Raw genomic sequence first — 26,865 nt, 5'->3', positions numbered from 1 at the left:
ACTTACCAGCTCCATTTTCACCAAGTAACGCGTGAATCTCACCCTTTTTCAATCTAAGAGTAATATTATCATTAGCTACTATTCCTGGGAATTCTTTTCGAATATTTAGCATTTCAACTACATATTCCATTAATTACTCCTCCTTATTTAACTCCTAATTGTTATAACTATAATTGATCTTTGCAAAAAATAAAGGATGAAATTTCTTTCAGATTTAAATCTATAAGATTAACAAACCTGTAGAAATTCATCCTTTTTGTTTTACTATTAGTAGAATCCTAACTACATTGTCTTAGGAATTATTATTTTATTAATGATCCATCATTTTTGTCATTCACTTTAACTGATCCATCTTTAAGTTTTCCAACCACATCATTAACTGTTTTCATTGTATCGTCAGTTAAATTTGGATTCTTTTCTGGGATACCAACTGCATCCTTTGTAATATCAAATATTAATGTTTGACCACCTGGGAACTTACCATCTTTTAATTGCTTAACCATTTCATAACTTGCTGTTTCAACTTTCTTTACAGCAGAAGTAAGAACTACTGATTTATTATCTGCACCAACACCATCTTGATATTGATCTCTGTCAACACCAATAACCCAAACTGGCTTACCAGCTGCTGCTCTTGCTTTAGCTTCTGTTATAACACCATTTCCAACTCCACCAGCTGCACAGAATACTGCTTTTACGCCTCTGTCATACATTTGAGCTGCAAGTTGTTGTCCTGCTGCTGAATCGTTGAATGTACCTTGATATACTACATTTTCTGCTTTTAATGTCATTTTAGTTCCTAAATTCTTGTTTGCATAAGCAACACCTTGTTGGAATCCCCAGTTGAATTTTTGAACAGCAGGAATTTCCATACCACCAATAAATCCTAGGTCTCCTTCTTTAAGTTGAACTGATGCTGCAACACCTGCAATAAATCCTGCTTGATGTTCTGCAAATAATATAGATACTGCATTGTCTCCTACTTTGTAGTTTGCTTTTGGAGTAGCACCATCATTTGGAGTACCATCAATTAATACAAAGTGTGCATCCTTATATTGATCTTGAGCTTTGAAAATAGCTGTTTCAAATTTAAATCCTGGAGTAGCTATAAACTTAAATCCAGAGTCGTAAAGATCCCCAATGTTCTTTAAGTAATCCGCTTCAGTTTCTCCACTTGGTTTAACATATTTTGTTTCAGTTCCAAAATCTTTTTCAGTCTTCTTTAATCCTTCCCAAGTACCTTGGTTGAATGACTTATCGTCGATTGTTCCTGAGTCAGTTACCATACCTACTTTTAATTTTTCTTCTGACTTACCTGATTTATCTCCAGCACCTGATGAACTTCCACATCCAGCAAATAAAGTAACCGTAATTGCTGAAATTGCTAATAATGATAATAATCTTTTTTTCATAAAATTTTCCTCCTAAAATTTATTATTTTGCTATTTCAAGGGCTATTTTCATCATTTCTGTAAAACTCAATTGTCTATCTTCTGCTGAAAGTGATTCTCCAGTTAACACGCTATCTGAAATTGTAAGTAAACATAATGCATTTTTTCCAGCCTCTGCAGCGTTCATATAAAGTGCAGCTGCCTCCATCTCTACAGCAAGAATACCCATGCTTCTCCACTTATCAGTTGCTGTTTTATCTGCGCAATAAAATGTATCAGATGATAATATATTTCCTACAACAACATTAATATTATTTTCTTTTGCTGCTTCAACTGCATTACTAACTAAATCAAAGCTTGCTATAGGAGCGAAAGTTCCTGGTAAATTATATTGAGACGCATAATTAGAATTAGTAGATGCACCTAAACCGATTACAACATCGCGTAAATTTAACTTCTCAGATAAACTGCCTGCTGTTCCAATTCTGATAATGTTGTCTACACCATAAAAATTAAACAATTCATAGGAATATATTCCAATAGATGGCATTCCCATTCCGCCTCCCATAACAGAAACGCGTTTTCCTTTATAGTTACCTGTGTATCCAAACATATTTCTAATTGTATTAAATTGAACAACATCCTCTAAGAAATTTTCTGCAATAAATTTAGCTCTCAGTGGATCACCTGGCATTAACACTGTTTTGGCTATTTCTCCTAATTGTGCCCCAATATGGGGAGTTGGTGTATTTGTCATAATTCTCTCCTCCAAAAATCACATTTTAAATCTTATCTTTATTTATTTTTAAATGTACCAGAACTACTTTTTTAAATAGTTCTGATACAAATTGTATACTTGGGCCTCCTGCAAAGGCAGCAATTGCTGTTACCAAGCCAGCCTTCCCACCTAGGGTAAATCCAATAGTAACTGAAGTAATATCACATATTATCTTTGCTGTTCGAAATTGAGACTTTATTTTATCTCTCAATATCATTGCTATACATGTAAACGGATCTAATCCAATGTCTATAGCTATGAAAATTCCTAGACCTATAAATATCATTGAACACCCACAAATTGCACTTAATATTCTCCATTCTAAAATAAAAGGGAAATTGATATAATCATAAATTTTGGCACCTATTCCTACAAAAGTTCCCATAGGAATAGTATATATAAATGTACCTATATTAATATATCTTCTATTTAGTATCACTACTATTATTATCAACGAATAATTTACTACATTTGTTATTATTCCAAGTCCACTTTGTGGAAGTCTACATGCATTACGAACTCCATCATATAAAATTGCCACTGCATCATTTCCAAGCATTGCAGCTGAATTAAATGCAATTCCAAAGCCTATAAATGCTACCCCAATTAATGCTATTGCAATTTTTACAAGAAATATTTTATTGTATTCCTTCTTAATTTTATTAATGAAACTATTCATTAACCACTACCCTTCCTTAGCTATACATATTAAACAAGCTTACTTAATACTGATTCACCGATTGTATTTTTTGGCATTTCTATTTGAAAATTATCTGCTATTGTAGCACCAATTGCAGCAAAACTATTACTGGTTTCCATCAAACCACTTTGTGTCATTGATGGTGAATATGCTAAGAAAGGAACAAATTCACGTGTATGATCAGTACCTTTATAAGTAGGATCATTACCATGATCAGCAGTGATTATTAATAAATCATCCCCTCTTAATTTATCTAGTAATTTACCTAAATTAACATCAAACTTTTCTAATTCCTCTGCATAACCAACTGGATTTCTTCTATGTCCCCACAATGCATCAAAATCAACTAAATTGATAAAGCATAATCCTTTAAATTCTTTATCTACAAGCTCTAAAGTTTGTTCCATACCATGAACAGAGCTTTTTGATTTATTAGATTCTGTAATTCCTTCTCCGTCAAAAATATCATTAATTTTTCCTACAGAGATAACGTCTAGTCCACTATTTTTTAATACGTTAAGAGCAGTTTCTCCATATGGTTTTAAAGCATAATCATGTCTATTACTTGTTCTTTTAAATTCACCTTTTTTTGCTCCTAAATATGGTCTTGCTATAACTCTTCCAACTTTCCATTCATCTTTAAGAGTTATTTCTCTAGCTATTTCACAGCAACGGTAAAGCTCCTCTAATCCAAAGGTTTCTTCATGACCACAAATTTGTAACACAGAATCTGCTGAAGTATATACAATCATATCCCCTGTTTTCATTTGATGTTCACCAAGTTCATCTAAAATTTCTGTACCGCTGGCACTCTTATTCCCTACAATATTATGTCCTGTTCTTTTTGTTAACTCATCTAGCAATTCCTTTGGGAAACCTGTATCTGTAAATGTTTGAAATGGAGTTTCTATTTTTAGTCCCATCATTTCCCAATGGCCAGTCATTGTATCTTTACCTACACTTGCTTCTTTCATTTTCATAAAATGAGCTAATGGCCTTTCAACTGCTGCTACATGCTTTATTGGATGTAAATTTGCTAACCCAAGCTTTTGCAAATTAGGTATTTTAAAGCTTTCAACACTTTCTGCTATATGCCCAAGCGTATCTACTCCAGTATCTCCATATTCTCTTGAATCGTTCATTTCTCCAACTCCAAGAGAATCTATTACAATTGTAAAAATTCTATTATATTTTTTCATATTTCATCCTTTCTAAGTTAATAATGCTTTAATTATTTTATGCATTATAAACAATTGATTTTATTTTTTTACTTCAAATCTTCTTCGCCAAAAGACATTGGTAATAATTCTTCTATATCAGTAAGTTTTTCTATCTTTTTATTAGATAATACTATTGGTGTATTTTTTTCTAATAACTCTGCTAATACCTGTCTGCATGCTCCACATGGAGTTGCTACTGTTTTTCCATCACTTACAATAGCTATTGCTTCTATATCACTTTTACGATATCCATTGGAATAAGCTTGAAAAATTGCATTTCTTTCAGCACAATTTGTTAATCCATAAGATGCATTTTCTATATTAGCTCCTATAAAGTATTTCTTATCTTTAGTTAAAACACAAGAACCAACATGATACTTTGAATAAGGTGCATATGCATTTTCCATAGCTCCAAAGGCTTTATCTAAAATATCTTGATATTTATCCATATTTCCCATCTCCCATAATTAAATAATTTATTATTAAATTATTTATTCATATCAGCTTTTATTAGATTTCTAATTCCTTCAATAGCAACTTCTATTGCAGCTTCCGTATCATGCACTTGTGCATTTTCTAACCCTGCCTTTTCACGTTCTTGGTTTGCTACTACTAGGAAAACTGATCCTACTCTGACTTTTAAATAACTTCCTACTACAAATAATGCAGCTGACTCCATTTCAGAAGCAAGACATCCACATCTTAACCATGCATCCCATTTATTTAATAAGTCATAACTTACTGGTTTTGTTTCTGGTGAATGTTGTCCATAAAATGAATCTTTACATTGAACAACTCCTGCGTGGTAAACTTTATTTAATCTCTTAGACGCATCTACTAAAGAATTTATAACCTCTAAATTTGCTACAGCAGGAAATTCAATTGGCGCATATTCTTTACTAGTACCTTCTGCTCTAATTGCTCCAGTGGCTACAACTACATCTCCACCTTTAACATTTATATCCATTCCACCACATGTACCTATTCTTACAAATGTATCAGCTCCACAGTTTACTAATTCTTCTAAGGCTATTGCAGCTGATGGTCCACCTATCCCAGTTGATGTAACACTTACTTTAACCCCATCTAAATATCCAGTATAAGTTACATATTCTCTGCTATCAGCAATTAACTTTGGATTCTCGAAATGTGCTGCTATCTTTTCACATCTTTTTGGATCTCCTGGCATGATAACATATTTTCCAACTTCTCCTTCACCAACATTTATATGATATTGTTTCCCTGAACCTTGTGAATAATTCATATTTATCCCTCCATTTATTTCATAAAAATCATTTTTAGAATACGATTACAAGAGTCTTTTAAAAAAATGTCGGACACATCATTAACTTGTCTATTAACTTGTATCTTTGTCTGTACACTGAGAATATCATGCCTAATTATTTCTGTCAAGTTCTTTTTATTTATTTTATATTTTAGGGTTATACCTAACTTCAAATCTATGTTAAAATATATTGTGTTAATAACGATAATTGAGTATTATAAAAATATTATTGTCATTAATATGAAATCGAAATTATATTTATTATTATATACTTATAATAATATTATGTATATGTCTACTTGTCTAAACAACCTTATGTCTGTAGAAAGGTGATATTTTTATGAATGAGTTTAATATAACTGTAAATGAAAAAGAATTGAGATATGTGAGTGTTTATAATCAACTTTTTAAAATGATAAATGAAGGAACTTTTCCTGAAGGCAGTAGATTGCCATCAGAACCCGAACTTTCAAAATTAATTGGTGTGAGCCGAACAACCTTAAGACAGGCACTTGCATTATTGCAAGATGATGGATTAGTAAATAATATTCGAGGCAAAGGAAATTTTATAGTGAAGGCTAAACCAAAAAAGGATATTGGTTTAGAAACAATGGGGCATCCTATATACAAATGTATAAACGATACCATTGATGAAGTTAAAATCCAATTGCGTATAGAACCGTCTACAGATTATTTTAATCAAATTTTAATAAAAAAGACTGCTGCTGTTGTATTAATAGATAGGTGGTATAAGGCTCAAGGTAAGGCTATAGCATACACTTTTACTTTACTACCAATTGAAACCATTTCCAAATTTAATTTGGATTTAAACAACCAAGATCAAATTTTAGAATTTATAGAGAGAGAGCTTTATGAAATATCTAGTGATATTTTGGTTGAAATTAAGTATTCAACTTCTGGAAATTTTGCTGCCAAAGCTTACCCCATTTCACCAGAAAATCAATTTCATCTAATACAAGAAACTATCCATAAAGACTCAGAATTTCCAATAGCCTCTAACAAGCACTATTTACCTATAAAAACTAGCTCTATCAAATTTCATCCAAAAAAATAATCAGACAAATGGAGCAGCCACACTAAAAAATTAGTGTGGCTCTTTTTCACGAAAGAAATAAATCCCAAACTAAATAAGTTTGAGATTTATTGTAAAACATTATTATATTACTTATTTTTCAACTACTTTGATTGCTTTTTCAACAACATTTTCTACAGTAAATCCAAATTGTTCAAATAAAACTTCTGCTTTACCTGATGCGCCAAAGGTATCTAAGGAAATAACATCTCCATCTAAACCTACATATTTATGCCATCCAAAGGATGTTAAAGCTTCAACAGCTAGTCTAGCTCGTACTGCTTTTGGCATTACTGATTCTTTATAAGCTTCATCTTGAGCATCGAATAACTCAAAGCTTGGCATACTTATTACTCTTGCATCAATTCCTTTTGCTGCTAGTTCATCTGCTGCTTTAAAGATTAATTCTACTTCTGAACCTGATGCCATTAATAGTACATCTGGAGTTTCTTTCTTTGAATCTTTAAGGATATATCCACCCTTTAAAGCTCTCTTTGGACATCCATCATATAGTGGTAACTTTTGTCTTGTTAATACTAATGAAGTTGGTGTAGCTCCATTTGTTACAGCATAATACCAAGCGGCTGCTGTTTCTTTTGAATCAGCTGGTCTAAACACTGTCATATTTGGCATGCTTCTAAGTGCTGCTAAATGTTCTATTGGTTCATGAGTTGGACCATCTTCCCCTACTCCAATACTATCATGAGTTAATACATAAGTTACTGGAAGCTTCATAAGAGCCGATAATCTCATAGCACCTTTCATGTAATCACTGAATACAAAGAAGGTTGCACAGAATACTTTTAGTCCTCCATGAGCATACATACCATTAGCTATAGCTGCCATAGCATGTTCTCTAACTCCAAAGTGAAGGTTAGATCCACTTCTATCTTCTGCTGAGAAATCTCCTCTATCATTCATATGAGTTTTATTAGATGGTGCTAAATCTGCTGATCCACCTATAAAATTAGGAATAAGCTTAGCTAATCTATTTATCATTATTCCTGAAGATTCTCTTGTAGCCATTTCTTTATCAAAGCTCCAAAGTTCTTCATTATTTAATAATGCATCTTTATCAATTTCTCCACTCATCCATTTTGTATACTCTGCTGCTAATTCTGGATAAGCTGCTGAATAAGCTTTAAATAATTCATTCCAAGCTGTTTCAGTCTTTTCACCTTTTGCTACATGTTCGTTCATATTTGTGTAAACTTCATCTGGAACATAAAATGCAGGTTCAGCCTTCCAGCCTAAGTTTTCCTTCATAGCTTTTACATTGTCTGCTCCTAAAGGTTCTCCATGAGCTGAAGCTTTTCCTTGTTTTGCTGGACAACCAAATCCAATTTGATTTTTAACTATTATCATTGATGGCTTTTTAGTTTCTGCTTTAGCTTCTGCTATTACTTTTTCGATTGCATCTATATCATTTCCATCTGCAACCTTTAATACTTGCCAGCCATAAGCTTCATATCTCTTTGCTACATCTTCTCTAAATGCTATATCTGTATTTCCTTCTATTGAAATGTTATTTGAATCGTATAGTACTATTAGCTTTCCAAGTTCTAAAGTTCCTGCAAGAGATGATGCTTCTCCTGAAATTCCTTCCATAAGGCATCCATCACCAACTATAGCATATGTATGGTGATCAACTATGCTATACTCTGGCTTATTAAACTTTTCTGCTAAATGCGCTTCTGCTATTGCCATACCTACTGCATTACAAATACCTTGTCCAAGTGGTCCTGTTGTTATTTCAACACCTTTAGTATGACCATATTCAGGATGTCCTGGTGTTAAACTTCCTACTTGTCTGAAGTTCTTTAAATCTTCAACGGTTAATCCATATCCAAATAAATGTAGTAATGAATATTCAAGCATTGAACCATGTCCTGCTGATAATACAAACCTATCTCTATTATCCCATTCAGGATTTTTTCCATTATGATTCATTTTTGTCCATAATGTAAATGCCATTGTTGCTGAACCAAGTGGTAATCCCGGATGTCCAGATTTTGATTTTTCTATAGCATCTGCTGATAATACTCTTACTGCATTAATTGATAACTTATCTAATTCTCTACTCATTTCTTACCTCACTTTAACTTATTTTACTATTTTTTCTAAATTAGCAATATGGAATTTAATTGACAATTTATAACATAACATTGTCAAGCTATAATTTAATACTCATTATTTCTTCTTCTTTGAGTATAAATCAAATACTACTGCAAATAGTAAAACAAAACCTTTAATAGCCATTTGCCAGTTATTATCGACTCCTAGTAAAGACATACCATTATTAAGAACACCTAATACTAATCCACCGACAACTGCTCCCATAATTCTTCCTGTACCACCACTTGTTGATGCACCACCAATATAACAAGCTGCCATTGCATCAAATTCAAAGTTAACTCCTGCTTTTGGTTGTGCCGAATTAACACGTGCTGCATAAACTAATCCTGCTAATGCTGCCATTACTCCCATATTGATAAATACTAAAAATTGAGTTCTAGCAACCTTTACACCAGATAATGCTGCTGCTTTTCTATTACCACCAACTGCATAAACTTGTCTACCAAATACTGTCTTAGTAGTAATAAATGAGTAAATCCCTATTATTATTCCAACAAGTATCAATACATTAGGTATTCCTTTGTAACTTCCTAACATAAAAGCTCCAATTAGAATTACTGCAACTACCACAGCATTTTTAGCAAAAAATACATTCTTGCTTTCAACTGTAAAATTATATTTCTTTAGTTTCTTCCTGTTTTTAATATTTTTTAATACTACAGCTAACGAGAATATAATTCCTATAATTACTGTTGATCCAACTAAATAACCTGCACCCATTTTGAAGTAAAATAGTGGTGGTAAGAAACCAGATCCTATCTCTGCAAATGATGTTGGAAATGGTGCTATTGTTTTACCATTTAATATTATCATCGCAAATCCTCTAAATGCTAACTGACCAGCTAAAGTTACTACAAATCCTGGAATTTCTTTGTAAGCTATCCAATATCCTTGAGCTGCTCCAACAATTCCGCCTAATACAAGTGATATAATAATAGATAATCCTGGATTAAGGCCTTTACTAACCATACACACACCAGCTATGGCTCCAATAAATGCGCAGACTGAACCTGCTGAAAGATCAACTGTACCTATTATTACTACCAATAACATACCTATTGCAACAATCAATACATATCCATTTTGTTGAATTAAATTAGTTATATTAAGAGAGTTTAACATAATTCCTTTAGTTAGAATTTCAAATATAGTTATTACCGCTATTAATACAGCAAACATTCCGTTTTTTCCCATAAAACTCTTAAATGAACTACCTTTTTTAACTTCGTCTTTTACACTATTATTTGTTTCAACTTTTACTTCACTCATCTTACTCTGCCTCCTTGTTTTTTGCCGTAACTATTTTACTCATAATAACTTCTTGAGTTGCATCCTTAATATCTAGTTCCCCTATCATTTTCCCTTCATTCATGATGTAAATTCTATCGCTTATACCAAGAACTTCTGGTAATTCAGAAGAAATTACAATAACAGCTTTTCCTTGTGCTACTAAGTCATTTATAATTGTATAAATTTCATATTTTGCTCCAACGTCAATTCCTCTAGTAGGTTCATCAAGAATTAATAAGTCTGGTTCTGCATAAATCCATCTTGAAAGGATTACTTTTTGTTGATTACCACCACTTAAATTTCCTGTAAGCTGCAATATACTTGGACTTTTTATATTCATTGATTTTCTAAATTCTTCTGCAGCTAAAATTTCAACTTGTTCATTTATAACACCCTTATTAGAAATTTTATTTAAAGAAGCAATTGTAATATTATGACGTATATCATCAATTAAATTTAAACCTGCATCTTTTCTATCTTCAGTTACGTAAGCAATACCTGCATCAATTGCATCTTTAACTGTTTTTATATTGATTTCTTTTCCTTCTTTTATAAGAGTTCCAGAAATATTTGCACCATATGTTTTTCCAAAAATACTCATTGCAAGTTCAGTTCTTCCTGCACCCATAAGCCCTGCAATTCCAACCACTTCACCTTTTCTCACATTTATATTGACATTATCAACTTTTTTTCTATCTGGATATTCCGGATTATATACATTCCAATCCTTTACTTCAAATAACACCTCTCCTATTTTAGGAGTTCTCTTAGGATAACGATCTGAAAGTTCACGTCCTACCATACCTTTTACAATTCTATCTTCAGGAATTCTTCCGCCAGATGCATCTAAAGTTTCAATAGATGCTCCATCACGTAATATAGTTATAGAATCACAAACTTTAGAAACTTCATTTAATTTATGTGAAATCAAAATACATGTTATTCCTTGTTTTTTTAACTCCAACATTAAATCTAATAGATGTTCACTATCATCTTCATTTAATGATGCTGTTGGCTCATCTAATATTAATAATTTAACATTTTTTGATAGGGCTTTAGCAATTTCAATTAGCTGCTGCTTACCAACACTTAATGTATTTACTATGGTATCTGGATCTTCATTTAATCCAACTTTTTTAAGTAATTCTTGAGTTCTTGTTCTTACCTCATGCCAATCTATAACTCCATGACTCGCAATTTCATTTCCAATAAAAATATTTTCACCTATACTAAGGTAAGGACTTAACGCTAATTCTTGGTGTATAATAACAATTCCATCTGCTTCACTATCTTTAACAGTTTTATATTTACATTCTTTTCTGTTGTACAAAATAGCACCTTCATACGATCCATAAGGATATATTCCACTTAAAACTTTCATTAAAGTAGATTTACCTGCTCCATTTTCTCCACAAAGTGAGTGAATTTCTCCTTGTTGTACTTGTAAATTAACATTATTTAATGCTTTTACACCTGGAAATGTCTTAGTTATATTTATCATTTCAAGAATAATATCATTATTCCCTAACATATATTATGTCCCTCCTTGTTTAAATAATAGTAGCAATTTATTGCTACTATTATTTTTATAATTTGATTACTATTTGTTAAGGTCTGCTTCTTTTATATATCCTGAGTCAATTAATTCTTTTTTATAATTATCCTTATCTACAGAAACTGGAGTACATAAATATGATGGTACAACCTTTACTCCATTGTTATAAGTTTTTTCATCATTAACTTCTGCTTTTTGTCCTTTTAAAACTGCATCAACTGTTTTAACTGCTTGAGCTGATAGTTTTCTTGTATCTTTAAATATTGTTTGTGTTTGCTCACCTTTAACAATTGACTTAACTGTAGCTGTTTCTGCATCTTGACCTGTTATTACTGGCCATGGAAGATCAGCACTACCGTAACCAACACTTCTTAAAGCTTCTACAATACCACGACTTAAACCATCATAAGAAGAAAATACAGCATCAACTTTTTTACCTTTTGAATAATTAGCAGTTAATATGTTTTCCATTCTATTTTGTGCTAAAGCGCCATCCCATCTTAATGTACAAACTTCATCAAATTTAGTTTGACCTGAAGCTACAACTAATTTTTTAGAATCTATATAAGGTTTAAGAACTTCCATTGCACCATCATATAACATATGTGCATTATTATCATCTGGAGAACCTGCAAATAATTCTATATTGAATGACTTAGTTGCATTTTTTAAATCTAATTTCTTTTCAATATATTGTCCTATTTGAGTCCCTACAAGCTTATTATCAAAAGAAATATAGTAATCTACATCTGCAGTATTTTTAATTAAACGGTCATAAGCTATAACAGGAATATTAGCTGCTTTAGCTTTTGCACAAACGTCTGTTAATGATTCACCATCAATATTTGCAATTACTAAAGCACTTACACCCTTTGTAATTAAGTTTTCAGCTTGTGATACTTGTGTTTCTACAACATCTTCTGCATATTGAAGATCTGTTTTATAGCCAAGATCTTTTAAACCTTTTACCATATCGTCTCCATCTTTTATCCAACGTTCAGAAGACTTTGTTGGCATTAAAATACCAATTGTTTTTCCACTAGTATTTGAATCACTTGTTGCACTACTAGAATTTTTGTCATCTGCACCTCCTGGAGCAGTAGTTGTAACACCACATCCTCCTAATGATCCTAAAAGTGTCATAGATAGTAACATTGCCATTAATTTCTTTTTCATAATTGTTTCCCCTTCCATCTACACATATTTAATTTAATTTTTATATTTTCTTTTGTTCCATCTAATCGTTATCATGTGTGATAAATTCAAACAGATCAAAAGGTAATATCTTTACATTTACTTGTAAAAGTTGTAGGACAATTCCCAAATAACTAACAATGCCATAGCATTCGCATATAACTTATTTACATCAAACTTATACTCTACATTCTTTTTTTTGTATAACAGATGAATAGCCACACACAAAATAATAATTGCTCCAAACATCGCCAATGGCAAAAAAGATGGTGTTAGAAATCCAGCATCGATCATAACAAAATATAGTAATAATCCTGGTGCTATTAGATAATATAATAACCTATTGCTCAATGTTACATTCTTTTCATTCATTGAATCATCTCCAATCTAATAAAAATTATGGTTTAATATTCAATAATAAAGTATATTTAATATTTATTTAAGTTTATCTACTGCTGCCCTTTCAATTGTAAGTCCATTTATATAACGATTTATAAATTGGTTAAAACCTTCAACGTCATTTTTATCAGGACTAACCTTAGTACCAATCTTTCCTGCAAATACTTTCTCTACTAGATAATTCTCTAATGTCTCATTTTCAGCTTTATTAAGCATATAGGATGCAAGCAATGCAATTCCCCATGCGCCACCTTCTCCAGCAGTTTCCATAACAGAAACTGGAGCATCTATAGCGGCAGCCATAATCTTCTGTCCAACCTCTTTAGTTTTGAATAAACCTCCATGACCTAAAATTTCATCTAATTTAACACCTTCTTGTTTAAGGAGGATATCTAAACCAATTTTTAATGCCCCTAATGCTGTGAATAAGTTAACACGCATAAAATTAGCTAAGCTAAATTTACTTTCTGGTGACCTTACAAACAAAGGACGTCCTTCTTCAAAATTAGTTATATGTTCACCTGAGAAGTAGTTATATGCTAATAATCCACCACAATCTGAATCTCCTTCAAGAGCCTTATTATATAATGTTGCAAAAAGCTTTGTCATATCAACATCTACACCCATTGCTTCTGCAAATTCTTTAAACAAACCAACCCAAGCATTAAGATCTGATGTACAGTTGTTACAGTGAACCATAGCTACTAGATTGCCAGTAGGTGTTGTAACTAGATCAATTTCTTCATACACCTTTGATAGTTCTTTTTCAAGTACAATCATTGCAAACACAGATGTTCCTGCTGAAACATTACCTGTACGCTTTGCGATGCTATTAGTAGCAGCCATTCCTGTTCCTGCATCACCTTCCGGAGGACAAAGTGGAATACCTGCCTTTAATTGTCCTGTGACATCTAAGAGCTTTGCCCCTTCTTCAGTAAGTGTACCTGCATCTTCACCAGCCAATAAAACTTTAGGTAATATTTCTTCCAGTTTCCATGAGAAATTCTTTGAAGTTATTAATTCATCAAACTGTTTAATCATATTTTTATTAAAGCTTTTACTATCAATATCTATAGGGAACATTCCTGATGCTTCACCTACACCTAAAACTTTTTGTCCTGTAAGTTTCCAATGAATATACCCTGCTAAAGTTGTTTGGAAACTTATATCATTTACATGTTCTTCATTATTTAAAATAGCCTGATAAAGATGTGCAATGCTCCATCTTTGTGGTATATGATAATTAAATACTTTTGTCAATTCTTCAGATGCTTTTTGTGTAATTGTATTCCTCCATGTACGGAAAGGTACCAAAAGTTTTCCTTCTTTATCGAAAGCCATATATCCATGCATCATTCCACTAAATCCAATTGCTCCTATAGTTTGAAGTGTAACACCATATTGCTTCTTAACATCTTCAACCATATTCTTGTAACTATCTTGAACACCAGCCCATATATCATCTAAACTGTAAGTCCATATGTTATTAATATATCTATTTTCCCAATCATGACTACCTGAAGCTATAGGTGTATTATCTTCATCAATTAGAACAGCTTTAATTCTAGTTGAACCAAGTTCTATGCCAAGTACTGTTTTTCCATTAATAATAGCATTCTTTAATTTGCTCATATCGTGACTCATAAAACCCTCCATTTTATTCAGTTAGGAGTTAAGAGTTAACTGTTATGAGTTAACAGTTAGTTCTTAACTTATTAGCTGAATTTTTTAATTTATTATAAGATGCATATCTTTTTTACTATACATTAATTATTTTCTTAGTATCCTCTAAAAAATTTAGACTTAAACATAAATTCACCAAAATTACTTAGTAATTTCATTCTTAACTATGATCTGTGAACTTAGTTTGTTAACTGTTAGCTGGAAAAGCTGCTGCCCAGTCTGCTTTAAATTTTTCTAATCCTTGATCTGTTAATGGATGCTTTAGCATTTGCATTACTAAATTAAATGGTATTGTTGCTATATCTGCTCCTGCTTTGGCTGCTTCAATTACGTGAATTGGATTTCTTACACTTGCTGCTATTATTTCTGTTTCTATTCCATGTACTGCAAATATTTCTGCTATATCTCTTACTAAATCCATTCCTATCATTGATATATCATCTACTCTTCCTAAAAATGGACTTACATAAGTTGCTCCTGCATTTGCTGCAAGTAGTGCTTGAGTTGCTGAGAATATTAAAGTTACATTTGTCTTTATTCCTTCACTAGATAATACCTTTGTTGCCTTTAAGCCTTCAGCTGTCATTGGAATTTTTACTATCATATTTTTATGAATTGCTGCAATTTCTCTTCCTTCTTTTATCATTCCTGCTGCATCTTCACTTATTACTTCTCCACTTATTGGTCCATCAACTATTCCTGTTATTTCTTTAATTACTTCGTTAAAATCTCTGCCTTCTTTTGCTACTAGTGATGGATTTGTTGTTACTCCACAGATTACTCCCATTTCATTTGCTTCTTTAATGTGATCTACATTTGCTGTGTCTAAAAAAAATCTCATAATATTACATCTCCCATTTATTAATTTAAAATTTTTACTTATTTAATATCTTACATATTTATTTAACTTAATTTCATTATTGTCCATAATAAGCATTTGCACCATGTTTTCTCAAGTAATGCTTATCTAAAAGATGCTGCTTAACTCTTTCAACATTACTATTTAATGTCATTGTTTTATAAGCCATTTCAGCAACTTTATCCAATACAACTGCATTATATACAGCTAAATCTGCATCTTTTCCCCATGCAAATGGTCCATGATTTTTTACTACAATAGCTGGAACTTCTAATGGATTTTTATCACCTATTGTTTCAACTATCACATTTCCTGTTTCTTTCTCATATTCGTTGCTGATTTCTTCATCAGTCAAGTCCCTAGTGCACGGAACATCTCCGTAAAAATAATCTGCATGAGTTGTACCAAAAGCTGGTATATCCATTCCAGCCTGAGCAAAAGTTGTTGCCCATTCTGAATGAGTATGAACCACGCCTCCGATATTGGAATATTTTTTATATAAAACTAGGTGAGTTGGGGTATCTGTTGATGGTTTATATTTTCCTTCAACAACATTCCCTTCTAAATCTACAACCACCATATCTTCAGCTTCCATTGTTGCATAATCAACACCACTTGGCTTAATAACTACCAAGCCTGTTTCTCTATCAATTTCACTTACATTTCCCCATGTATAAATAACAAGGCCTTTTCTTTGAAGTTCCATATTTGCTTCATAAACTTTTTCTTTTAATTTTTCTAACAATTTTAACACCCCATTTTGTCAGTTTACAGTTTACAATTTACAGTTCACAGTTGTGGTGTAAATCACTACATATATGTTAATATTTTTTAGTGTTACAGAACTTTTTTCACTGTTTACTATTAAATTAAAACTATTAGCTGATTTTTAAATTATTATTTTGGCTTGATAAATGATATACTTACGGTTAATCGTAAGTATTTCTTATACTCTCTAGAGTATACGGTTACACGCTTTGCAAGGTTTTACACCGTCTTTTTTCAAGAACTTCTGTTTCCCTTGCTGAATAAACTTTCATAATACACTTTAATTTTAATACCTTTCCTACCTCCTTGTTGCATATATGTACGTACAAGAATACGTAAAAAGAATAAAAATTTATATATATTATTTAAATTTATCTTTGCTTTAGTACAAAGCAAAGATAAAAATTTTAACCATTCTAACTTGTCCACATATTTATTGTAACTCTACTCTTGAACAAGATTCTCTAACAATAAGTTCAGCACTGTAAGTATACTGAGGTTTATCTATTCTACCCTCTATCATATCTATAACACATTTTGCTGCTCTTACTCCCATATCCTCTTTAGGGTGTTTTATTGTTGTAAGTTTAATGTCGGATGAAACTGCAAGACTTGAATCATCAAAACTCACAATTGACAGGTCTTTAGGTATTTTTATGTTTTCTTTTCTACATTCATCTATTACCCTTAAAGCAACCTTATCATTATAACAAACAATTGCAGTAGGCCTGTTTTCATAACTAAGAATTCTTTTAATAAACTGGTCAATGTACATTTCTTGATTATCTGTTATATATTCTCCAACTATGCTTTTATTAAAGCTCAAGTTATATTCACTAAGTGCCTTAATATATCCTCTTCTTCTTTTTTCACCCTGTAAGTCATCGGCCTTGAATAAGGCTGCTATATTTCTGTGCCCAAGTTCCAATAAATAATTTGTTAATTTGTATCCACCCTGTTCATCATCTACTAAAATATAAGCAGAATTTTCCTCATCACAATTTGCATTGATTGCAATATATTTAATATTATTTTTTTCCAACTTTTTAATACTCTCATGGTGTAAATTGTTTATTGTACTTTGAGCTGGTTCTACTATTAATCCTGCTATATCTTGGTTAATAATGTTTTCAAAACAAATTCTTTCATTGTTTATATCATTGTTACTATTAAATAGCAGTAAATTATATCCTTTTCTTCTCAGTTCTTCTTCTATACCTGATATTATCTTTGGAAAAATATAATCTGATATATATGTTGTAAGAACCGCAACGTTTTTCTTTATTTCATTTTGCTTTTTATTTGAGTAAAAGCTTCCTTTTCCTCTTTCTTTATATATCCAGCCTTCTTGAGCTAAATAATTAAGAGCTTGTCTTACAGTGTGCCTACTAACATTAAATTGCTTGGCTATATCATTTTCAGAAGGTAATTGTTCCCCCGCTGAAACCTTATTGTTTTCCAGAAGGCCGATATAATATTTTTCAATAAGCTCATGCTTTGTTTCAGCTTCTTTCATTTTCCTCAACTACTTTCATCAAATAAAATATGCAATACTACTTTACAAACATAATTTTTTTCAAGTTGTACGCACTTGATAATTTGATTATATAATCTTTTTTTTATTATATCAACTGTTTTTACAAAAAATTTTCTTTATCAATCATTTTTTTAAGTGAATACAACCATTTTTTCTAAAATAATTTAACATTCACCTACCAAACAAACCCTTGATTTTATTACATCTTGGATATCTCCCCTCAACTTTTATATAGTTATTTTTTCTAAATATTTATTTTTATCTTGTATGCACAACTATGTTATATTATAATAAGATTGTACAAACAACATTGTATTTTGAAAAACATGTAAATGAATACATGAAAAAATAGTCATTTTATTATATTTTAGGAGGAATGTTAAATGATAAAGTTAAAAAACTATGAATTTTGGTTCATTACTGGAAGCCAACCTCTTTATGGCCCAGAAGTAATTGATCAAGTAGCTGATAATTCAAAAAAAGTAGTTGAAGGTTTAAATTCAAAAAATCTGCCTTACAAAATAATATTTAAAACAGTTGCAACTGATTCTGATTCAATCAGAAAAGTATGTAATGAAGCTAATAATACTGAAAATTGTGCAGGTATAATCACATGGATGCATACATTCTCACCAGCAAAAATGTGGATTCATGGTTTAACTCAACTTAGAAAGCCATTACTTCATCTTCATACACAGTTTAATAAAGAAATTCCTTGGGGAACAATAGATATGGACTTCATGAACTTAAATCAAGCTGCTCATGGAGACAGAGAATTTGGATATATTGGTGCTAGACTAGATATACCAAGAAAAATAGTTGTTGGACATTGGACTGAAGATTCTGTTGCATACGACATTGCTAAATGGATGGCTCCAGCTGTTGCTGTGACTGAAGGTCAACATATTAAAGTTGCCCGTTTCGGTGATAATATGAGAGATGTAGCAGTAACTGATGGTGATAGAATTGAAGCTGAAATTAAATTTGGCTGGACTGTAGATTACTATGGTGTTGGCGATTTAGTTAAATCAATGGACAAGGTTACTGAAAGTCAAATCGATGAACTTATGGCTGAGTATGCTAAATTGTATGATATAGATCCTAAAGCATCTTTAGCTTCAATTCGTGAACAAGCCAAAATAGAAATAGGTATAAGATCTTTCTTAGATGCTAAAGGTTATACTGCTTTCACAACTAACTTCCAAGCTCTTCATGGAATGAAACAACTTCCTGGATTGGCTGCTCAGCATTTAATGGCTGAAGGTTATGGATTTGGTGCTGAAGGAGATTGGAAAACAGCTGCTCTTCTTAGAGCTATGAAAATCATGGCAAATGGAAAAGCTACAGGATTGATGGAAGACTACACTTACAATATGGATTCTGAAAATGGATTAATTCTTGGAGCTCATATGCTTGAAGTTTGTCCAACTCTTGCTGGAACAAAACCTGTTATTGAAGTTCATCCTCTTGGAATTGGTGACAAAGAAGATCCAGCTCGTTTAGTATTTAAAGGAGCATCTGGTCCTGCTGTTGCTGCTTCATTAATAGACATGGGAAATAGATTCCGTTTAGTTGTCAATAGTGTTGATGCAGTTGAAATGACTGAGGACATGCCTAATTTACCAGTAGCAAGCGTTCTTTGGAAACCACAACCATCATTAAAGGAAGGTGCAAAAGCATGGATACTAGCTGGTGGTGCTCATCATACAAGTTTCTCTTTTGTTCTTGATGAAGAGCAATTAGTAGATTGGGCTGACATGGTTGGTATTGAATGCATTTTGATTAATAATGAAACAAAATTATCTACATTCAAAAATGAATTGAAAATTTCTAGTACAGCTTGGAAATAGTCAATTTTAAATTAGCTATAATCTTTTTTAAATAAACAAAATGGTGAATTGTAATTTCCTTATAAATAATACATTTTACTCTATAAGGTTCCCCTCCTTTATATTACAATTCACCATTTTATATTTGCAAAAAATGAAATTTATCTACTCACCATCTATTATTGGATGCTTAAGCAGAACTGTAGTCCCTTCACCATATATACTTTCATATTGTAAGCCATATTCATCCCCATATATAATTTTTATTCTTTCATTTACATTAAAAATTCCATACCCTATCTCATTTTTCTTTTCATTACCATTTCTAAGCATATAATTTATTTTATTCAACAATTCTTCTTCCATCCCTTTACCATTATCACTAATTGTGAAGATTAACGTATTTTCTTTAATTTCTCCCTTAATGAGAATTCTCCCACTTCCTCTTTTTTCTTTTATTCCATGATAAATAGCATTTTCTACTAAAGGCTGCAATATTAATTTTATCAATTTATATTCTAGCATATTATCATCAACTTGAATTTCATAATCTAATTTATCTTCATACCTTATTTTTTGTATGGTTAAATAACTCTTTATGTGGCTTAGTTCTTCATTCACACTTATTATTTCTTTCCCTTTACTTAAGCTAATTCTAAGTAAATTAGTAAAAGCCTCTATTATTTCTATAATATCTTCTTCATTATGTTCTTCTGCCATCCACCTTATTGTATCTAACGTGTTATACATGAAATGCGGCTTTATTTGTGCTTGCAAAACATTCATTTCTGCAATTCTTTTTTTCTTTTCTTCAACTTGAACTAAATTTATTAAATTACTTATTTCTTTAACCATAGTATTAAAAGATCCACCTAGTTCTCCTATTTCATCATTATACTTAGCATTAAATGTTACAGTTAAATCGCCTTCTTGCGCTTTCTTCATAAGTTTCTTCAATTTTTTTATAGGATTAACAATAGACCTTGTGAATATTATAACTAATATTTGTGCAATTATTAGTGCTAAAACTGCAACTATTGCTGAATAGTATTTTATATCTTCAATAACGCGAAGGCTCTCACTTTCAGGAAATACACCTATTGTTTCCCAACCAGTATATTCTGATTTAATTTTTGTTAACTGATAATTTTCTCCATTAATATTTTTTATTATGATTTCATTATTAATTTTATCTATCCATTCATTTTTAATTCTATATACCACATTATTCACTGGTGTATAAACTATTTCCTTATTGCTATCCATAATATAAATAAAACCTGCTGTACCTGGTTTTGAATTTTCAATAATATCTTTAATTACATCTAACTTAACATCAATAAGAATTACACCATTTATTTTTTTACTAGAAGAATCAACTACTGCTTTTGAAACAGAAAAAACTTCATCTGCTGAATATCGAAAAATATTATCAATATTTCGTCCTGTTGGCTTAGTAAACAAGTGTATCTTATCAGGTTCATTATAAGCTCTTAAATACCATTCTTCATTTATCAAGGATTCTCTAGACACCTTATTCATAACATCACTTATGTATCCGCCATTATTATTAACCACCATTATCCCAGCTATTTTAGGGTTAAACTTCACAAAACTATATATTGATTTATAAGCCTCATCTTCTAAATTGTCATTTTTCAATTTATTATCACTTAGAAATTTCAATATTCTTGGATCGGTAGACATATAATTCATAATATTTTCAGTGTTATCAACATATGATTCTATATTATAATTTATTTGTTTTATTATTTGATTAGTATTTTCATTTTGAGAGAAATTTATTGAATTTCTATATGACAAATTTCCCAATATTGTTATCATCATCGTAACAATTAAAATAACCCCAAAAAAATAAAAAATAAGCTTACTGCTTATGCTTCTATTCATAAAATATGTCTTAAGCTTATTCAATCCATCCCCTCCCAGTCATAAAAAACTCTATAAATCTTCAATTTATACTACTATTCTACTATAAACCAATCTTATAATCTATTTTTAAAGAAATATAATAGCTATAAAAAAATCGCAGGCGACTGTGGAGCCGTAGATTTTTAATATTAAGTTCCGTATTGTGCTTCGCACTCTTTTTATAGGTGCGCATCTGCCTTTTCGAACGTATGTGAGAAAAATGTGCACCTTAGAAAAGGCAGCTATGCTGCATATAAGAACGTTTTATGCAGGCGAATATGATTTGTTTTTTATTCTTCTCGTATACACAGTTCATATAAATAGCCCTTTTCATATATTATCCACAGATTTTACTAGATTATAAATTCCTGAAGAATAAAAAACCTATTATTTAAAACTTAAAATAATTAATAGCAGATTGCTTATTTTTGACTTATCCAAATTTGTTTAATTCAAAGATAAGCAAGTACAATCTGCTATTATAAATTTTAAATTATATATATTAAGTTAATGCACTTTTCCGTTTTTCATCTCTAATAACAATGATTCTCTGTAATACAATAAACATGAATAGCAACATTCCAACAGCAATTTTAGTCCACCATGAATTCAAAGTACCATCAAACATTATAAGGCTTTGAATTATACCTGTTGTAAGTACTCCAAATAATGGACCAATAATATTTCCATAACCTCCAGTTAATAATATTCCTCCAATTACACACGCTGCTATAGCATCCATTTCTGTTCCATTACAATGAAGTCCATAGCCTGATAGAGTATATATTGTAAACAACAACCCACCTAGAGCTGAACAAAATCCTGAAAATGTATATACAAGAATTTTTGTTCTTTCTACTGGTAATCCCATTAGTTTTGCTGAATTTTCATTTCCTCCAATTGCATATACTGTCCTTCCAAACCTAGTGAACTTTAGCATATAAAAAGCACCAGCTACAACCATTAAACTAACAATAACATTAATTGATATAAAAGCATCTGGGAGTATCGAAATTCTGTATGAAGAAATATCAATAAATAATGGATTATCAATCATAATTGTATCAATACTTATAATATAACTGGCACCTCTTGCAAAGAACATTCCTGCCAATGTAACTATCCATGGATGTAAATTAAATTTTTGAATTAAAATTCCTTGAACAGTTCCAAAAACAATTCCAACTATAAGCACAATTAGTATAACCAAAACAGGATTCACACCTTTTTGTAATAAACTTGCAGTGATCATACTTACAAAAGCTATCATAGCACCTACTGATAAATCAATTCCACCTGTTAAAATCGCAACAGCTTCACCAATTGCTATAACAATTAAATATGCATTATCTATAAACAAATTTGAAAATACTTGCGGAGATAAAAATCCATTATATAGGATTGAACCAATTAAAAATAAACTTATAAATAATACTATAGTAGCATAAATGGCAATGTAATCTTTGTTTAATTTCAATAAACTCTTTTTATTCATGCTCTTGCCACCTCTTTTTCCTTAGCTTCATTTTTAGATGTCTTCTTTATCCTGATCATCTTTCTAAATTCTGGCGATTGAATTATACATACAACTATAACAACTATTGCTTTTACCACCAAAGTTATTTCTGGCGGAACCCCTAAACTATATATTGTAGTTGTTAATGTTTGTATAAACAGAGCTCCAACAACAGTTCCTGCAAGATAAAATCTTCCTCCAACCATTGATGTTCCACCAATAACTGTTGCTAATATTGCATCGAGTTCTAGCCATAAACCAACATTATTAGCATCAGCACTTTTTATATTTGCACATAAAATTATGCCAGCTATCCCTGCAAGAACTCCGCAAATAACATAAAGTGAAAAAACAACCTTTCTAGATTGAATTCCTGCAAATTTACAAGAATTGCTATTAACGCCTATAGATTCAATAAAAAGGCCTAGAGCCGTTTTTCTTATTAAAGCATACATAATTAATCCCACAAAAAATACAATAAATATTGCTACTGGAAGTATAACGTAACCAGTTCCTATAAATATAAATTCCTTATTTGTAAAAGTTAAAATCTGTCCACCTGTTATAAGTTGTGCAATTCCCCTACCTACTATATATAAAATCAAAGTTCCAACCATTGGTTGAACCCCTATATATGAAACTAAAAATCCATTCCATACTCCACATAGTAGGCCACTGATTATTCCAACAGCTACTGCCATTGGAACCGATCCTCCATCAACTATAACTGTTGCTGATAGTGCTGCACTTATTGCAATTATAGACCCAACAGAAATATCAATTCCTTGGGTTGCTATAACAATTGTCATTCCAAGTGATATTAGAATTAACGGGGCTGCACGATTTAAAATATCAATTGTATTTCCAAATAAATGTCCATCCTTCATAGTTATACTCAAAAAGCTTGGTGTCATTATAAAGTTAAATAATAATAATATTATCAAACTTGCTAATGGCCAAAATATTTTTGTATTGTAAATTTTCACAAAAAAATTCTTTTCCTTTTTATCTATCATGCAGTTGCACCTCCTGCTATAGTTTTCATAATATTTCCTTCTTCTATTTCATCACCACTTAATTCGCCTATAACATTTCTATCTCTAAGAACTATAACCCTATCACAACACTTAACTACTTCTGGAAGTTCTGATGAAATAAATAAAATTGTCATTCCCTGTTTTGCTAATTTCAAAATTAATTCTGTTATTTCATTCTTAGCTCCTATATCAATTCCTCTTGTTGGTTCATCTAAAATTAGTAACTCAGGCTCGGTTGCAAGCCATCTAGCCAAAATCACTTTTTGTTGATTACCTCCACTTAAATTACTGATCTTTTGTTCCATACTTGGTGTTTTTATTCTAAGTAAATCAATATATTTTTGGGAAATTTCTTGCTGTTTTTTCATTGGGATATATTTAAATATTCCTTTGCGAGCCTGTAATGCAAGTATTATATTTTCTCTTATTGTTAAATCTCCAACTATTCCTTCAACTTTTCTATCTTCAGGGCAAAATCCAATTCCCTCTTCAATTGCCTTTTGCGGATAAATATATGAATAAGACTTTCCATTAATAGTAATTTTGCCACTTGTAGCCTTATCAATTCCAAATATAGCTCGTGCACATTCGCTTCTTCCAGATCCAAGAAGTCCTGCAAAACCAAGAATTTCTCCTTTCTTTATTTCTATATCAAAAGGACTAATAGTTCCTATTCTTCCAAATTTATCGGTTTTAATAAAATTTTCTCTTTCTTTATTTACAACTTCTTTTTTAGTCTTTGCATTTTTTTCTATCTCACTATAATCTTTCCCTATCATTTTAGAAACCAATTCAATTCTAGGCAGTTTATCTGCATCATAAGTTCCAACTAATTCACCATTTCTAAGTACTGTAAGTTTATCCGAAACTTCATATACCTGATCCAAAAAATGAGTTACAAATATTATTGACATTCCTTCTTCTCTAAATTTTTTCATTATCTTAAATAACTGCTTTACTTCTTTTTCATCTAAACTAGATGTTGGTTCATCTAGAATTAATATGCCTTTAGATATATCTACTGCACGTGCAATAGCAACCATTTGTTGAACAGCAACAGAATAATTGTTTAAGGCCTTTTTTACATCTATTTTTAAGTTCAACCTTTCCTGCAATAACTTGTCCGCATCAGTATTCATTTTTTTCCAATCTATACTTCCATGCTTCATAGGTTCGCGCCCAATATATATATTTTCAGCCACTGTTAAATTTGCGCATAAATTAACCTCCTGATAAACTGTGCTAATACCATGGCTTTGAGCTTCCTCAGTAGATGATATTTTTATTTTATTTCCTCGCAAAATAATTGTGCCTTCATCTATTTTATATACTCCCGTAAGTACCTTTATTAATGTTGATTTCCCAGCTCCATTTTCCCCCATAAGTGTGTGTATTTCACCTTTTCTAAGAGTAAAATCAACATTTGAAAGGGCTCTAACACCTGGAAAAACCTTACTGATATTTTTCATTTCTAAAACTATATCAGAATTTTCCATATATATCACTCCTCATACTTTTATGTAACGCAAACTTGTACGTACTTCATTTTATTAAACATAAGAGCATGGACTAGTATCCTGCTCTTATATTTATCTTTAAACTAATATTTTCTATTAGGTAATTCTGCTGCTGCATCCTTTTGTAAGAATTGGCTTTCTTTTGAGTTAATAGTTTTTTCAACATTCTTACCATCTAATATATTTTTAGATACTTCTAATAATTGTGGTCCAAGAAGAGGATTACATTCAACAGTTGCATTAGCTTTACCATCAACCATTGCTTGGAAAATATCCTTGATTCCATCAACTGAAATTATATATATATCTTTTCCTGGCTTCTTACCATATTCTTCTATAGCTTGTATAGCTCCCATTGCCATATCATCATTATGAGACCATAATACATTTATCTTATCTCCATCTGATTTCAAGAAAGCTTCCATAACTTCTTTACCTTTTGCACGTGTGAAGTCACCAGTTTGCGATTTTATTATCTTATAATTTGGACAGTCTTTGATTGTATCATTAAAGCCTTGTTGTCTTCCAACCATTGCTGTAGATCCAACAGTTCCTTGAAGTTCTGCTATATTTAATTTTGCATCTTTACCAAATTGATCTATTATTATTTGAGCTGCCTTTTTACCTTCTGCAACCATATCTGAACCTAAAAAGCATTTATAAAGTGAATCGTCTGATACTGTAACTTTTCTATCAACTATTACTACTGGGATTTTAGCATCTTTAGCTTCTTTAAGTACAGTATCCCATCCTGTTTCTACAACTGGATCTAAAGCTATTATATCTACTTTTTGAGCAATAAATGATCTTATAGCTTTTATTTGATTTTCTTGTTTTTGTTGACCATCAGAAAATTTCAAATCAAAATTAGAATCTAGCGTTGGAATTGATTTTATTGAGTCAGTTTCTGCTGTTCTCCATCCGCTTTCTGCTCCAACTTGTGCAAATCCAATTACTTTTTTAGCTGATGAACTTTTCGCTGATGTTTGTGCAGCGTCTCCTTTTGATGCTGAGCCTCCACAACCTGCAAGCATACCAACACATAATACGGTACTTGCCACTAATGCAATCATCTTTTTTAGTTTCATAATTAATTCCCCCTATATTTATGTTTTCGTTTTCATGAGTTAATTATATAACTGCTCT

The 26,865-nt window shown here is 31.2% G+C and carries 22 protein-coding genes; 2 read left to right on the top strand and 20 right to left on the bottom strand.

Annotation, left to right across the window (positions count from 1 at the left end; genetic code table 11):
• Positions 1 to 302 precede the first annotated feature (302 nt).
• The 6 genes from L3B98_RS05500 to udp all read right to left on the bottom strand — a co-directional run bounded on the left by L3B98_RS05500 (position 303) and on the right by udp (position 5,353).
• Positions 303 to 1,412 (bottom strand): BMP family ABC transporter substrate-binding protein, encoded by a 1,110-nt coding sequence (locus L3B98_RS05500; protein ID WP_238915898.1) that lies wholly within the window; start codon positions 1,410 to 1,412, stop codon positions 303 to 305.
• Positions 1,413 to 1,434: 22 nt separating this feature from the next.
• A complete protein-coding gene (deoD, locus tag L3B98_RS05495; RefSeq protein WP_015394741.1) occupies positions 1,435 to 2,148 on the bottom strand; it encodes a purine-nucleoside phosphorylase in 714 nt (237 codons plus the stop codon).
• 25 nt (positions 2,149 to 2,173) lie between these two features.
• Entirely contained in the window at positions 2,174 to 2,848 is a 675-nt protein-coding gene (locus tag L3B98_RS05490; RefSeq protein WP_238915897.1) for a hypothetical protein, read from the bottom strand.
• Between the two features lie 29 nt (positions 2,849 to 2,877).
• Positions 2,878 to 4,068, bottom strand: coding sequence for a phosphopentomutase (locus L3B98_RS05485; RefSeq protein ID WP_077365809.1), 1,191 nt, complete (start codon positions 4,066 to 4,068; stop codon positions 2,878 to 2,880).
• A gap of 68 nt (positions 4,069 to 4,136) precedes the next feature.
• A complete protein-coding gene (cdd, locus tag L3B98_RS05480; RefSeq protein WP_077365811.1) occupies positions 4,137 to 4,538 on the bottom strand; it encodes a cytidine deaminase in 402 nt (133 codons plus the stop codon).
• A 38-nt stretch (positions 4,539 to 4,576) separates the two neighbouring features.
• Positions 4,577 to 5,353: a uridine phosphorylase gene (udp, locus tag L3B98_RS05475; RefSeq protein WP_077365813.1), complete on the bottom strand. Its 777-nt coding sequence runs from the start codon at positions 5,351 to 5,353 to the stop codon at positions 4,577 to 4,579.
• A gap of 361 nt (positions 5,354 to 5,714) precedes the next feature.
• Here udp and L3B98_RS05470 point away from each other — a divergent pair, with 361 nt between their 5' ends.
• Positions 5,715 to 6,449 (top strand): GntR family transcriptional regulator, encoded by a 735-nt coding sequence (locus L3B98_RS05470; protein ID WP_077365815.1) that lies wholly within the window; start codon positions 5,715 to 5,717, stop codon positions 6,447 to 6,449.
• Between the two features lie 111 nt (positions 6,450 to 6,560).
• Here the strand turns inward: L3B98_RS05470 and tkt are convergent, their stop codons facing one another.
• From tkt to L3B98_RS05425, 9 genes are all read right to left on the bottom strand, one after another.
• A complete protein-coding gene (tkt, locus tag L3B98_RS05465) occupies positions 6,561 to 8,552 on the bottom strand; it encodes a transketolase (RefSeq protein WP_238915896.1) in 1,992 nt (663 codons plus the stop codon).
• Positions 8,553 to 8,657: 105 nt separating this feature from the next.
• Positions 8,658 to 9,872 carry a multiple monosaccharide ABC transporter permease gene (mmsB, locus tag L3B98_RS05460; protein ID WP_077365819.1) on the bottom strand — a complete coding sequence of 405 codons (1,215 nt, stop codon included), beginning with the start codon at positions 9,870 to 9,872 and terminating at the stop codon, positions 8,658 to 8,660.
• A gap of 1 nt (position 9,873) precedes the next feature.
• The gene (gene mmsA, locus L3B98_RS05455) at positions 9,874 to 11,424 is read right to left on the bottom strand and encodes a multiple monosaccharide ABC transporter ATP-binding protein (RefSeq protein WP_077365821.1); all 1,551 of its coding nucleotides are present in this window, start codon (positions 11,422 to 11,424) and stop codon (positions 9,874 to 9,876) included.
• A gap of 69 nt (positions 11,425 to 11,493) precedes the next feature.
• Entirely contained in the window at positions 11,494 to 12,624 is a 1,131-nt protein-coding gene (gene chvE / locus L3B98_RS05450; protein ID WP_015394750.1) for a multiple monosaccharide ABC transporter substrate-binding protein, read from the bottom strand.
• A gap of 117 nt (positions 12,625 to 12,741) precedes the next feature.
• Complete coding sequence (locus L3B98_RS05445) at positions 12,742 to 13,014, bottom strand: hypothetical protein (RefSeq protein WP_077365823.1); 273 nt, start codon at positions 13,012 to 13,014, stop codon at positions 12,742 to 12,744.
• A 63-nt stretch (positions 13,015 to 13,077) separates the two neighbouring features.
• Positions 13,078 to 14,685: an FGGY-family carbohydrate kinase gene (locus L3B98_RS05440; RefSeq protein ID WP_077365825.1), complete on the bottom strand. Its 1,608-nt coding sequence runs from the start codon at positions 14,683 to 14,685 to the stop codon at positions 13,078 to 13,080.
• A gap of 226 nt (positions 14,686 to 14,911) precedes the next feature.
• Positions 14,912 to 15,565: a fructose-6-phosphate aldolase gene (fsa, locus tag L3B98_RS05435; RefSeq protein WP_077365827.1), complete on the bottom strand. Its 654-nt coding sequence runs from the start codon at positions 15,563 to 15,565 to the stop codon at positions 14,912 to 14,914.
• Positions 15,566 to 15,641: 76 nt separating this feature from the next.
• Positions 15,642 to 16,328 (bottom strand): L-ribulose-5-phosphate 4-epimerase, encoded by a 687-nt coding sequence (locus tag L3B98_RS05430; RefSeq protein ID WP_077365829.1) that lies wholly within the window; start codon positions 16,326 to 16,328, stop codon positions 15,642 to 15,644.
• Between the two features lie 456 nt (positions 16,329 to 16,784).
• Positions 16,785 to 17,867, bottom strand: a complete 1,083-nt coding sequence (locus L3B98_RS05425) for a GntR family transcriptional regulator (RefSeq protein ID WP_077365831.1) — start codon at positions 17,865 to 17,867, stop codon at positions 16,785 to 16,787.
• Positions 17,868 to 18,271: 404 nt separating this feature from the next.
• On the opposite strand from L3B98_RS05425, the gene araA reads away from it, so the two are divergent.
• Positions 18,272 to 19,738, top strand: a complete 1,467-nt coding sequence (gene araA, locus L3B98_RS05420) for an L-arabinose isomerase (RefSeq protein WP_077365832.1) — start codon at positions 18,272 to 18,274, stop codon at positions 19,736 to 19,738.
• Between the two features lie 144 nt (positions 19,739 to 19,882).
• On the opposite strand, the gene L3B98_RS05415 is transcribed toward araA, so the two are convergent.
• The 5 genes from L3B98_RS05415 to L3B98_RS05395 form a co-directional block, all read right to left on the bottom strand.
• On the bottom strand, positions 19,883 to 21,652 hold the full coding sequence (locus L3B98_RS05415) for a sensor histidine kinase (RefSeq protein ID WP_238915895.1): 1,770 nt from the start codon (positions 21,650 to 21,652) through the stop codon (positions 19,883 to 19,885).
• A gap of 499 nt (positions 21,653 to 22,151) precedes the next feature.
• The gene (yjfF, locus tag L3B98_RS05410; RefSeq protein ID WP_077365834.1) at positions 22,152 to 23,144 is read right to left on the bottom strand and encodes a galactofuranose ABC transporter, permease protein YjfF; all 993 of its coding nucleotides are present in this window, start codon (positions 23,142 to 23,144) and stop codon (positions 22,152 to 22,154) included.
• Positions 23,141 to 24,181, bottom strand: coding sequence for an ABC transporter permease (locus tag L3B98_RS05405; RefSeq protein ID WP_238915894.1), 1,041 nt, complete (start codon positions 24,179 to 24,181; stop codon positions 23,141 to 23,143). The genes yjfF and L3B98_RS05405 overlap by 4 nt, the downstream gene beginning before the upstream one ends.
• Positions 24,178 to 25,698 carry a sugar ABC transporter ATP-binding protein gene (locus L3B98_RS05400; protein WP_015394760.1) on the bottom strand — a complete coding sequence of 507 codons (1,521 nt, stop codon included), beginning with the start codon at positions 25,696 to 25,698 and terminating at the stop codon, positions 24,178 to 24,180. Before L3B98_RS05400 ends, L3B98_RS05405 begins: the two co-directional genes overlap by 4 nt.
• 104 nt (positions 25,699 to 25,802) lie before the next feature.
• A complete protein-coding gene (locus L3B98_RS05395) occupies positions 25,803 to 26,807 on the bottom strand; it encodes an ABC transporter substrate-binding protein (RefSeq protein ID WP_077365836.1) in 1,005 nt (334 codons plus the stop codon).
• Positions 26,808 to 26,865 lie beyond the last annotated feature (58 nt).

It is taken from the genome of Clostridium sp. YIM B02555, from assembly GCF_022320955.1.
Classification (GTDB): Bacteria; Bacillota; Clostridia; order Clostridiales; family Clostridiaceae; genus Clostridium; species Clostridium saccharoperbutylacetonicum.
Note: the sequence above shows the minus strand (reverse complement) of the source record. Positions and strands in the feature narration are given on the sequence as shown.